General features: G+C 51.7%; 11 protein-coding genes. 5 read left to right on the top strand and 6 right to left on the bottom strand.

Going from position 1 to position 11,490, the window contains the following annotated elements; genetic code table 11:
* Positions 1–558 precede the first annotated feature (558 nt).
* From ACTQ34_RS16345 to ACTQ34_RS16325, 5 genes are all read right to left on the bottom strand, one after another.
* The gene (locus ACTQ34_RS16345; protein WP_036376036.1) at positions 559–1,902 is read right to left on the bottom strand and encodes a plasmid recombination protein; all 1,344 of its coding nucleotides are present in this window, start codon (positions 1,900–1,902) and stop codon (positions 559–561) included.
* A 320-nt stretch (positions 1,903–2,222) separates the two neighbouring features.
* Positions 2,223–3,377: a helicase RepA family protein gene (locus tag ACTQ34_RS16340; protein ID WP_031583915.1), complete on the bottom strand. Its 1,155-nt coding sequence runs from the start codon at positions 3,375–3,377 to the stop codon at positions 2,223–2,225.
* Positions 3,378–3,384: 7 nt separating this feature from the next.
* Positions 3,385–3,705 carry a plasmid mobilization protein gene (locus ACTQ34_RS16335; protein WP_019541684.1) on the bottom strand — a complete coding sequence of 107 codons (321 nt, stop codon included), beginning with the start codon at positions 3,703–3,705 and terminating at the stop codon, positions 3,385–3,387.
* Complete coding sequence (locus ACTQ34_RS16330; RefSeq protein WP_019541685.1) at positions 3,705–4,781, bottom strand: site-specific integrase; 1,077 nt, start codon at positions 4,779–4,781, stop codon at positions 3,705–3,707. The genes ACTQ34_RS16335 and ACTQ34_RS16330 overlap by 1 nt, the downstream gene beginning before the upstream one ends.
* On the bottom strand, positions 4,782–4,970 hold the full coding sequence (locus tag ACTQ34_RS16325) for a helix-turn-helix transcriptional regulator (RefSeq protein WP_016412724.1): 189 nt from the start codon (positions 4,968–4,970) through the stop codon (positions 4,782–4,784).
* A gap of 189 nt (positions 4,971–5,159) precedes the next feature.
* On the opposite strand from ACTQ34_RS16325, the gene ACTQ34_RS16320 reads away from it, so the two are divergent.
* Positions 5,160–5,693, top strand: coding sequence for a helix-turn-helix domain-containing protein (locus tag ACTQ34_RS16320; RefSeq protein ID WP_019541686.1), 534 nt, complete (start codon positions 5,160–5,162; stop codon positions 5,691–5,693).
* Between the two features lie 210 nt (positions 5,694–5,903).
* Here ACTQ34_RS16320 and guaA read toward each other — a convergent pair whose 3' ends face one another.
* Positions 5,904–7,448 carry a glutamine-hydrolyzing GMP synthase gene (gene guaA, locus ACTQ34_RS16315; RefSeq protein WP_441364709.1) on the bottom strand — a complete coding sequence of 515 codons (1,545 nt, stop codon included), beginning with the start codon at positions 7,446–7,448 and terminating at the stop codon, positions 5,904–5,906.
* Between the two features lie 203 nt (positions 7,449–7,651).
* On the opposite strand from guaA, the gene ACTQ34_RS16310 reads away from it, so the two are divergent.
* The 4 genes from ACTQ34_RS16310 to ACTQ34_RS16295 all read left to right on the top strand — a co-directional run bounded on the left by ACTQ34_RS16310 (position 7,652) and on the right by ACTQ34_RS16295 (position 11,147).
* A complete protein-coding gene (locus ACTQ34_RS16310; RefSeq protein ID WP_441364708.1) occupies positions 7,652–8,593 on the top strand; it encodes an S-layer homology domain-containing protein in 942 nt (313 codons plus the stop codon).
* Between the two features lie 189 nt (positions 8,594–8,782).
* A complete protein-coding gene (locus ACTQ34_RS16305; RefSeq protein WP_441364707.1) occupies positions 8,783–10,423 on the top strand; it encodes an S-layer homology domain-containing protein in 1,641 nt (546 codons plus the stop codon).
* A gap of 203 nt (positions 10,424–10,626) precedes the next feature.
* The gene (locus tag ACTQ34_RS16300; RefSeq protein WP_441364706.1) at positions 10,627–10,812 is read left to right on the top strand and encodes a transposase; all 186 of its coding nucleotides are present in this window, start codon (positions 10,627–10,629) and stop codon (positions 10,810–10,812) included.
* Positions 10,794–11,147, top strand: coding sequence for a hypothetical protein (locus ACTQ34_RS16295; protein WP_441364705.1), 354 nt, complete (start codon positions 10,794–10,796; stop codon positions 11,145–11,147). Before ACTQ34_RS16300 ends, ACTQ34_RS16295 begins: the two co-directional genes overlap by 19 nt.
* Positions 11,148–11,490 lie beyond the last annotated feature (343 nt).

Raw genomic sequence — 11,490 nt, 5'->3', positions numbered from 1 at the left:
TTTCCAGCGTCTACATGGGCAAGAATTCCAATATTGATTATTTTCATGTGATTGTCCTCCCTTTACAGCCCCAAAGGGCATAAAAATCCCCAGCAGTAAAATACTTTTACCGCTGGGGATCATGACTTCGGATACATAGAAACGCATTCAGCTAACATGAGCCGTTATCCGTCACGATATTTGATAAAAAGGCAAAAGCATTCTTAAATTGGGTACAAAAACCAAGCCCCTGCAAGGGGCAATTATTTTTGTGCCCATTATCAAATTTTATTTAAGAATACCTTGCCGCATGTTGAATAGACTCCTCAAATCAGGATGACAGCAGTATAGCATAGCACACTCTAAAATGCAAGAAGTTTTTACCCGCTGTCCCAAATAAATCAGGAGGGCATTCACCGGGACACCCTCCGATTTGGGGCCTCATGCGCAAATAATTTCTGTGTCCACGATTTCCGCCGCACACGCCCGAATATTGTTAGTCCCTCTGCAACTCATACCACAGACCGTTGCCCTCGTCAAAGATGTACTTTTCCATGAAATTACCTCCATTTTTTGTGATTATCGTGCGCCTACCCTTATTTTTGACCTTGCACCCCATTTCTGCTCCTTTTCGACCTGTTCCTGCTGGTAAGCTGCCTCCAGTATCCTGTCCGCCTGTTCCGGGCCAATGGCCCGTCTGACCCGCTCATAGTCCCTGACTTGCCCTTTCAAGCCGTCCCTCTCGGCACAAACCTCATAAATCCTGGCTGACAGGGAGCCGTTCTTACTGACCTCACGATCATAGGCGCTCTGCAACCGCTCAAACTTGCTCTTGAGGTCGAAGTAGGCCCGGTAGACGGAGCGCAGCACCTTGACGATCTTCTCCCAAAGGGGCTTGGCCTTTTTCTCCCGGTAGGACTTGGCCGATTCCAGCGGCCCCGCCTCCGGCAGCGTCCGCTCCGGGTCGTCGGAGAAGTCCGCCGCCAGTTTCTCCATGCCCTTGAGCAAGGGCGCTACATCGTCCAGCTTAGCCCTGGCCTGGGCCGCTTTCTTCTCAGCTGATGCTGCCTCCTTATTCTTTTTGTCGGCCTCAACCTGGGCCAGCGCCGACACCTCTTGAAGCTGTGCAAGCCGTTCCTGCTCACGCTCCGTCTTGAACTGCGTAACAGTCAAATGTTCTTCGGAACTACCACGTTCCCCACGCTCTACATCGTCATAGCCAGCGGAGCGCATATGCTCAAAGAAATCATCTTGCAGGACACTGTACGACTTTCGTAGAACGGGTTTGCCCTTAGCTGTGCGTAACGGCTCCCCGGTAGTTTCGTCCAGAATGGGCTTGGACGCCCACTTCTTGCTCATGCTCACCTGCATGATCGTTTCCTTGACCTTGCCCACCAGGGACTTGTCCTTGCACCGCTTTGTCCAGCGTATCTCCTTCTCCACTACCGGGATATAAACCACATGGAGGTGGTAGTGGTACACGTCCTCCCCCAGCGCCTCGGACATGGCCCGGTTGCGCTCGTCAGCGTGCATGACCGCCGACAAAATATACTGCTCTCCGCCCACGATTTTGATTGCGGCTTTATAGGCTTCGGTGTAAAATTGTTTTGCGAAGTCATACCCGCCGTGATTGTAGAAGTAAGCGGAGTTTACATCAAAGACCAACTCACCGTATCGAAAGGCATCCTCCTTGATGCCACGGGTGGAGATCACGCCGTCGGCCTCCATTTGAGCAAACATCTCCCGATACCCGGCAGACGGGGTTTTGAAATGGACATTGAGCGGCGTCCGCTCCAGTACAATGTCCTGATTGACATAGGAATCCTTCTCACGCTCGTTGTGCTGCTGGGTGTTACCGATCTTGGTTTCGGTCAGCCTCATATTTCTTGCGTTGGTACGGTCAATACCGTCGCCTCTCGCCATAGGCAAAAATCCTCCTGTTTCAGATGTTGGGTTGTTGAAAGAGGACGGGGGTTCGGGGGAGGCACTTCCTGCAGGAAGTGTAATAACCCACTATGACACTTTCATCCCTTCGGTCTGCAAAGTGTCGTGGGCTCTCCGAGGGGGTGTGGGGGCTTTGCCCCCGGCAACTGCGGTTGCCTCCCCCAGCAGGGCCGCCCTTTGAAAAGGGCACCCTGCACCCCGCCTAAACTTTGCTGCTCCCCGTGACAGCCGTGACGACCGTGACGATGTTTCAGACACCGCCGCCACTCTCAAAAAAGCCGTCACAGCCGTCACGGTCGTCACGCCTGGGACGGTTCCAGCGTCAGGCTGATACTTCTCCCGGCGTGGCTCCTGCTGTTCTCATAGCGGATGTGGTAGTCTATCAGCAGCTTCCCGGCCCGGACGTTTAGCCGCATCGCCAGGGCGTTGGGCTTCATGTCGGTCTGGAGCGCCGCTACCAGCTCGGTGGCCGTACCACCCCAGGTCGGCTTCTCCGCCGTCACAAGGGCGGCTATGGCCTCCAGCACCGGGTCGGGCGGCTCTGTCCATGCCTCCGTTTCCGTACGCTCCAGCGTCCATATCAGCCGTTCCTTGTCCCTGGTAAGATAGAATCGCTGGTCTTGCTGGTCACGCCCGGCCACGTCCAGAACGGCGCTGCCGTCTGTCCGCTTCTCCTTTTGAAGAAGAAAGGCCCCGTCCGCCGCTCCCAGCAGACCGTTGGTGCCGGAGATCATATCGAATTTGTCATCTGCCTGTTGCTTTCGAGTGTGGTGTACCAGCAGGAGGCAGACGCCGCAATCATCGGCAAGGCGTTTCAGCTTACCCACCACCTCGTAATCGTTGGCGTAGCTGTACTTATCCCCACCAGCCTCCCGGATTTTCTGGAGGGTGTCAATGATAATCAGCTTGGTGTTCGGGTGTTCCCGGACGAACTTCTTTAGCTGTTCCTCCAGGCCAACGCCAAGCTGTTTGGCGTAGACCGCAAAGAGCAGATTGTCGGTGCCCTCTGTGCCGAACATTCGGTATAGCCGCCCCTGCAAGCGGCGGTGGTCGTCCTCCAACGCCAGATAGAGGACAGTCCCCTTGTGGACAGGGTAGCCCCACAGGGGGAGGCCCATGCTGACATGGTAGGCAAGCTGGGCCATCAGGAACGACTTGCCCACCTTGGGCGCTCCCGCAAAGAGGTACGTCCCAGGGTAGAGCAGACCGTCTATTACGGGCGGTCTGCTCTGGTAGATGTTCTGGTAAAGGTCGTTCATGGAAACTGTGTGGAGGTAGGCTGGGTCGTTCATGCGCCGCATATCCCGGAGCATTTCCTCTAAATCTTTCTCTTGGGGGTTGTTTTCAGCCGTTTCCTCTGCTATACTTTGGGTAGTTGTTTGAGAATTGGGCTGTTCCCCGTCTGCGCCAACAGACGGAACCGGGACAGTCCTTTTCGTTTCTCTGGAATCCATCAATCTATCAATCCTCCTTCATGCCGCCCAGCGTCACTGAGATAAGGTCAATGGTGGCGAGAAGTTCATCCCCCACGTCGCCCCCGGCCTCAATGCGCCGCAGTTCCCCCAGGACGGCGGCGAGTTGGTCACGCAGGGCCTTGTAGACCCTGGGATTGCCCTGCACCACCACGGCCCGGTCTAAGAGCCGCCGGGTGATGTAGTCCTGCTTCGTCAGGCCAGAGAGCCGCACAGCGGCGTCAATCTGCTTGTTTTCCTCCGGGGATACCCGGAAGGCCACGGTCTTGTTCCTCCAGCGGTTGTGAGTGTCCAAATTCTTAGCTGACATTACGCTCCCATCCTTTCAAAGTCCAATTTGTCTGCCATTTCCGTCTGCTTGGACGGAAACAGGTGGGCATAGCGATAGGTGATCTCGATACTCTCATGCCCCACACGGTCAGCAATCGCCACAGCGGAGAAGCCCATGTCAATCAGAAGTGAGATGTGCGAATGCCGGAGGTCGTGGATTCTGATACGCTTGACCCCTGCCGACTTCGCCCCTCTGTCCATCTCATGGTGGAGATAGCTTTTCGTGATGGTGAAAATGCGCTCCTTCTTCTTGATACCGTAGAGCATCCCCAGGTAATCCTTCATCTCGTCACAGAGGAAGTTGGGCATTTTAATGGTGCGGTTGCTTTTCTTCGTCTTTGGCGTGGTAATGACGTCCTTGCCGTGGAGCCGCTGATAGGACTTGCTGATTTTCACCGTCCCGGCCTCAAAGTCAAAGTCTGCCGGGGTCAGGGCCAGCAGTTCCCCCTCCCGAATACCACACCAGTAGAGCATTTCAAAGGCGTAGTAGGAAACGGGCTTGTCCATCATGGCATCTGCAAACTTCTGGTACTCCGCTTTCGTCCAGAACAGCATTTCCTTCCGTTCCTCTGACCCCATGTTCCCAGCCTTGGCGGCGGGATTGGAGCGCAGCTCATAGAAGCGGACAGCGTGATTGAAGATGGCGCTAAGCTGGTTGTGCAGGGTTTTGAGGTAGGTAGCCGAGTAGGGCTTGCGCTTCTCGTCCCGGTAGGCCAGCAACTCGTTCTGCCATGCGATCACGTCCTTGGTGGTGATCTCGCTAATCTTCCGCTTGCCAAAGTAGGGCAGAATTTTCTTCTGGATGATGTTCTCCTTGGTCAGCCAGGTGTTCTCCTTGAGCCGGGGTTTCATATCCTTGGTGTAAAGCTCGGTAAAGGCTTCAAAGGTCATATCCAGGTCGCCGGAGGTCTGCATCTGGAAACTGCGCTCCCACTCCTGGGCCTCCCGTTTGGTGGCAAAGCCACGCTTGCACTTCTGTTTGCGCTCCCCCGTCCAGTCCTGATACCGCACCATGACGTACCATGTTCCTCTTGCTTCGTCCTTAAAGACTGGCATTTAGTTCCCTTCCTTTCTGGCCCCGTAGAGCCGTTCGTTGAAATACTGGCGGTTGACCCGCCCTGCGATGGTGATGAAGCCCTTGTCCTTCAATTCTTCGTTGAGCTGCCGGATGAGTTTATAGGCGTAGGGCTTCGATACACCCAGCTCGTCCGCAACTTCTTCCGCCCGGATGAATCTGTTCTCCATATGGATTCCTCCTTTCTTTTGATTTAACGCTATTTGCTTAACGTAGTCCTATTATACTAACTCTATTCCGTTATGTCAAGACCTTCCAACGAGAAAATATAAACAAATTTATTTATTTTTCTCTTGACTGGTCTAAACATATCTGTTATACTTCAAGTGTCCCCATTACATAGATTGGAGTTGGCAGTTATGGCGATTGGTGAACGTATTCGTTTCTTCCGCAACATGAAGGGCATCACACAGAAGTATCTTGGCATGGTGGTGGGTTTCCCGGAACGCTCCGCCGATGTGCGTATGGCACAGTATGAAACCGGGAGCCGCACCCCCAAGGCCGACCTGACAAAGACCCTGGCTGACTTCTTTGATATTTCCCCTGATGCCCTGACCGTCCCTGACATAGATACCGACATCGGCCTGATGCACACCCTCTTTGCTTTGGAGGATATTCGGGGGCTGACTATTGGGGAGATTGACGGCGAGGTTTGTCTGCGTCTGGACAAATCCAAAGGCAAGACCTATGCCAATATGCTTGATATGCTGTCCGCCTGGGCGGAGCAGGCCAAGAAGCTGGAGGCCGGGGAGATCACCAGGGAGGACTATGACCGCTGGCGGTACAACTACCCCAAGTACGACACCACCCTGCGGTGGGCAAAAGTTCCCTCACAGGAATTGAGTGATTTCCTGGTGGATGCACTCAAAGATAGCCCCGATACTGATGAATAGACAGCAAAAGCCCTTACCGACGTTGCCATCGGTAAGGGCTTTCTAATATGGTTGTCCTCACTTATAAGCCGCAAAAGAACATTCTTTACCCGCAATCCACTGGGGATACAGAATGATACGGCCTATGGGGAGCGTTATCAAATCGTTATCAAAAGAGAGATATAAAACCGCAAAATCGTTGTGCCGCAACGGGTTCGGAGTTTCAAAAACTCACTCCCACTCGATAGTTGCCGGGGGCTTAGATGTGATGTCGTAAACAATACGGTTTATATGCGCGACTTCATTTACAATACGGACCGAAATTCGATCCAGAACCTCATACGGAATACGTGCCCAATCCGCCGTCATGAAGTCTGTTGTTGTAACAGAACGTAATGCCAGTGTGTAGTCATAGGTGCGTCCATCCCCCATGACACCAACCGAACGCATATTGGTCAATACCGCAAAATACTGGTTCATCGTGTGTTCCAAACCAGCCTTCGAGATCTCGTCGCGGAAAATAAAATCTGCTTCGCGCAGAATATCCAGTTTCTCTTTTGTGATATCACCGATTACACGAATCGCCAGGCCCGGCCCCGGGAACGGCTGACGCATCACAAGATACTCCGGCAGGTCAAGTTCGCGACCGAGTTGACGTACCTCATCCTTGAACAGCAATCGCAGTGGCTCAATGATTTCCTTGAAATCCACAAAATCCGGAAGACCACCTACATTATGATGACTCTTGATGACCGCGGCATCGCCTGCTCCGGACTCAATGACATCCGGGTAGATTGTTCCCTGCACCAGATAGTCGACTTTGCCGATCTTTTTACCTTCTTCTTCAAAGACACGGATGAATTCTTCACCGATAATCTTGCGCTTGGTTTCCGGATCGGATACACCTGCCAGTTTACCAAGGAAACGCGCCTCTGCATCAACGCGAATGAAATTAATATCCCACTTTGCAAATGCAGCCTCAACCTCATCGCCTTCGTCCTTGCGCATCAGGCCATGATCGACAAAAACACAAGTCAGCTGGTTGCCGACAGCTTCGGCCAGAAGCGCCGCAGCAACAGAAGAGTCCACACCGCCGGACAGCGCAAGCAGAACCTTACCGGTTCCAACCTTTTCGCGAATGGTGCGAATCGAGTTGTTCTTGTAGTCCTCCATGGTCCAGTCGCCCTTAGCGCCGCAAACCTCATAGAGGAAATTCTTCAGCATCAGCGAACCATTTTCGGTATGGTTCACTTCCGGATGATACTGTACACCATAAAAACCGCGCGCCTCATCTGCAATTGCCGCGGTCGGGCACATTTCCGTATGGGCTACCAAGGAGAAGCCTTCCGGCACCTTTGCCATATAGTCGCCATGGCTCATCCAAGAAATTCCCTGCTCCGGCAACCTTTTAAACAGCTTACAGGAAGTGTTATAAAACGTTTCCGTTTTTCCGTACTCACGCGCAGTGTCCTCCTGCGCCGCAGTCACTTCGCCGCCGAGCGTATGCGCCATCAACTGACAGCCATAGCAGATGCCCAGCACAGGGATACCCAATTCAAACAACGCTGGGTCACATTTTGGGGACTTTTCATCATACACGCTGTTGGGGCCGCCGGTAAAAATAATGCCGATTGGATTCATTGCACGAATTTCATCAATCGAGGTTTTATACGGCTTCACCTCGCAATACACATGATGCTCACGCACACGGCGTGCAATCAGCTGATTGTACTGACCGCCAAAATCCAGCACAAGAACAAACTGATGATTCTCCATCGTCGAACTCCTTTCTATTCCTTGCTTTCCTGCTTAAAATTATGCCACATTCCTGCAATTTCGGCAAGTATTTTCGTATGATTTTCCTTCATTCAGCAAGCCTTCCGAAACTTCGCCGAAAGTTCTGGCAATTTTATGCATAAAGCCCTTCAATTTGGTGCATACTGCCCATCAGAAACACCGTTTGGAAAGGGTGAACAAACTTGAAAGCAGATAAAAAACTGTGGACTGCTGTGATACTGCTTCCTGTCACCATTTTAATTATGGCGGCAGCCATTGCCTCCAGCCTGTCAACCGCATCGGCTGCAGGAAATGTTCCCGTAGCGCAGGTGGTCGAAGCGGAAACATATGTTGAAATTCCTATCGAAGTAGAATTGCAAGCCATGGATACGGACAATGATATTGTGTTATATCAGCTCACCGAAGAACCTCGTCTCGGAACGGCCAATATACAGGGTAATATATTATCCTACTCTCCGGGTGCTAAAGCAGGAAAGGACAAGTTTTCCTATACTGCAGTCGACGCGGAAGGCAACACCGCGCAGGCAGCAAGCATCACCATCAATGTACAGAAGAATCGTGCGGGCCTCACTTATTCGGATATGGTCGGTAATCCTGCCCATTATGCCGCCATCTATCTTGCGGAAAACGGCGTCATGACCGGCGAAAGCATTGGCGGATGCTCCTTTTTCCGCCCTACTCAAACCGTAACACGCAGTGAATTTATTGCGATGGCAACATCCATCGCGGAACTTCCTGTCGAGCCTACCGAACAAACTGATTTCGCAGATGACGGAGGACTGTCTGCGTGGGCAAAGCCCTTTGTAAGCACGGCTGCTGCCAACGGACTGGTTAACGGCTACCAAACCTCCGGTGGACTGAACGAAATTCGAGGTCAAAACCCGATTACACTGGCCGAAGCAAGCGTGATTATCAACAATCTTCTGTCCGAATCCATGGACGGACTGCAATATACGCTGGCGGACACACACAGCGATATGGATTGGGCGCGCAGTGCCATCAGCAGTCTGGACCGTTTGGATATTCTGTCCCCTCTTGCAGCTATGCAGAGTGATGACAGCCCTATCACGCGGCAGGACGCCTGTGAAATGCTGTATCGAGCCATGTGTTTGATGCGAAAATAAACGTCCTTGCGCGTTAAAAGCCCGGTTTAGGAGAATTCTAAACCGGGCTTTATGCTGTTTACTCCTCCCTACCCTCTGAATGCAGTAGCAAGTCTGCCATCTCCTGTAAACTTGTGGCATGCCAGAAAGTGTGATAAAATATAAGCGGTTCTTTTCCTATTGTACTGTCACAAAAAAGGGAGGATATTTATGAAAAAGCTGTTTGCCATGCTATTGACGGTCAGTCTGCTGATGGTGTCTGTCGGCGCTGCATCCACACAGCCCAGCAATTGGGCGCAAGAAGCCGTGCAGACCGCACAAGAAGCCGGGCTGGTGCCGGAAACGCTGAACACGTCCTATGATACTGTCATCACACGAGCAGAATTCTGTTCACTTGCCGCTTCCCTGTATCGCATTTGGGAAGCAAACGGGCAACTCAAGGACATTACACTTAGTTCGGTTTCCTTCACCGACTGTACGGACGAGGATGTTCTGCTGTGCGCATCCATCGGTGTGGTAAACGGTGTTGGCGATGGACGTTTTTCCCCCGACTCCCCGATTCAGCGGCAGGAAGCAGCATCCATGCTGCATCGTTTGGCCGTACTGCGCACCGACTATGCTGACAGCACGAAAAATAAGATGCCGCACGTTTTTCTCGACGGTGAAAATATCCGCTCATGGGCGCGCAGCGACGTGTATTGGGCATATAATAGCGGGGTCATGACCGGTACGGGAGATAATGCATTTGACCCAACCGGACAGTACACGCGCGAACAATCCATCGTCACTATGCTGCGGCTTTACGATGCATCGTATGCTGCTTTGCCTGTGCCAAACGCAGAAGCACCTTATCATACCGTTCTGGATTACTCTGGTGCAGGAGTATCCCGTATGCATCTGGAGGATAAGGACGGCAATCACCTGCTGACCGATTTTGAAGATACCGACGGTTATTTCTATGACATCACCGTATTCGGCGACTGGGTTGGTCTGATGTGGAACGAGCACACCAATGTTGCGCTCTACCAACCCGCAACCGGCAAACGCATAGATGGTTATTATTTTGATGGCATTGATGAGAAAAATGGCGTAGCATGGGCAATGTCCGTTGATGGTGACGATGCTTTGATCGTCTATGCCGACGGAACAACGGGAAAAATATTTATCCCTGAAACTATGTGGAGTGAGGGACGCGCCATTGTATGGGCGGATGCCAATACGTTGGCCGCCATTGATAAAAACGGCAACACACTTTGGCAGTATAAGACTTCTGTCGATCAAGATACTCTTTTCTACGGCTTAGGAGATCGGTTGGTGATTGAGAAAGGCAATACCAATGCGCTGCTTGCAAACGGCAAATTAGGCGCTGCTCAAGCCTATTCCATTACACCGAGTAAATGGAGCACTAATTACATTGGTGGCAATAACGGATACTACACGCTTTACGACCAGAATGGTAAAGCACTGACCAGCAGCTATGCCAATGCACTTGATGAGGTTGGACAGGATATTTATTGCTGCTGGGTGAGTGATACCCAGTACGAGTACTTTCATTGTGCGGCAGGCGGCAGTCCGACCACATTGTTTACAGTCACGGTAACGAATGGTCATCCGGGCGTGTTGCCGACCGATGGAGCGGGCGTATATGCGCTGCAAACCAGTCAAAATACGATTGCTTGCTTTGACCGGTTCGGCAGTGTACTCGGCACAATAGAAACGCCCTTCATGTTGGATAACCAGATTAATATTACGTTTGAAAAAGGCTGCGTTCGTGTTACACGCATTGACATAGGCGTAGACGCCACCGTACAGACGGTGCTGTATTTGCCTACCGGTGAAGCCATCGCATAAAGACGTCAACAAGATCGTGCTTGCAAACACAATGATGTCCCGCTCCTCCGCGGACCAAGAACACTTAACCTCGCGATCTCACGCAACGCATTTAATTATGCTGCCGATTCCCGCTTTTACGACTAGTTTTTCTGATGTGCCGCAGAATGCCTACTATAATGATGCGGTCGATTGGGCAGTGCAAAATGGTACTGAGCTAGCATTTGTATGGTTTGCCGTCTCTTCGGCGGACAGCAGAAGAAGTAAGATTAATTGTAGCCTATCGCTGGTTTGTGGGGGACAGCTTGCAGGAGGAAACACCCCACTTTTCCACGGTGAGCTATAATTTTGGGCACCGCTTTACAGAAGAGACGATAAATCAGAGCTTTGCGTGGATCTGGAGGAAGTAGCGCAGGCAGGATACCTTTCCCCCAAGGCGGTATTTGTGGACGGCACGCATATCAAAGCGAACGCCAATACCAAAAAGCAGGTGAAGGTGCAGATTCCCGCAGCATCCAAACACCAGGCTAAGGAACTGGTGGAAGAAGTAAACGCAGACCGGGAGGCCCATGGGAAAAAGCCCTTTGATGATGATGATGAACTGCCAGCGCCTACCAAAAAGCGCAGAGACAATACCTCTAAGAAAAAATTGGCCAATTGGTTGGGAAGGAGAATCTTTCCCCTTTCACTTTTATCCTCTTCTGGCCTCTATACGCCAGAAACCCGGCTTATTCTTGACGCATAAGCCGGGTTTCTCGACAGACTGGGCTTTCTGTTGTAACTATTGATTGGTATCAGATAAATTGCGCTATAAAACTGATAGATGTAATTTTACCATCTTTTACTTCGATGGGCATTTTGTCTTTTGACACCGTCAAGGTGGTTCCATACAGATCTTCATACCGCTCTATGCTGTCGCCGACCCGCAATCCCCGGATCGAGGAATAACGATCTGTAACCAGCTTTACGCTCCGTATCTCCTTGTATTATAGAGTAGTAGTTTTTAGGGACCCTCTCCAAGGTCTGTGCTACACTGTAAGGGATGCTGTGGATTGGTTCGCACCTCCTACCGCAAGACGGTTCACGAA

Source organism: Agathobaculum sp. LCP25S3_E8, assembly GCF_052117165.1.
In the GTDB taxonomy this organism is placed as follows: domain Bacteria; phylum Bacillota; class Clostridia; order Oscillospirales; family Butyricicoccaceae; genus Agathobaculum.
Note: the sequence above shows the minus strand (reverse complement) of the source record. Positions and strands in the feature narration are given on the sequence as shown.

Coding starts and splice junctions, on each gene's coding strand:
- ACTQ34_RS16345 (WP_036376036.1), bottom strand. CDS start 1,902: ATGGCGAGAGGCGACGGTATTGACCGTACCAACGCAAGAAATATGAGG.
- ACTQ34_RS16340 (WP_031583915.1), bottom strand. CDS start 3,377: ATGGATTCCAGAGAAACGAAAAGGACTGTCCCGGTTCCGTCTGTTGGC.
- ACTQ34_RS16335 (WP_019541684.1), bottom strand. CDS start 3,705: ATGTCAGCTAAGAATTTGGACACTCACAACCGCTGGAGGAACAAGACC.
- ACTQ34_RS16330 (WP_019541685.1), bottom strand. CDS start 4,781: ATGCCAGTCTTTAAGGACGAAGCAAGAGGAACATGGTACGTCATGGTG.
- ACTQ34_RS16325 (WP_016412724.1), bottom strand. CDS start 4,970: ATGGAGAACAGATTCATCCGGGCGGAAGAAGTTGCGGACGAGCTGGGT.
- ACTQ34_RS16320 (WP_019541686.1), top strand. CDS start 5,160: ATGGCGATTGGTGAACGTATTCGTTTCTTCCGCAACATGAAGGGCATC.
- guaA (WP_441364709.1), bottom strand. CDS start 7,448: ATGGAGAATCATCAGTTTGTTCTTGTGCTGGATTTTGGCGGTCAGTAC.
- ACTQ34_RS16305 (WP_441364707.1), top strand. CDS start 8,783: ATGAAAAAGCTGTTTGCCATGCTATTGACGGTCAGTCTGCTGATGGTG.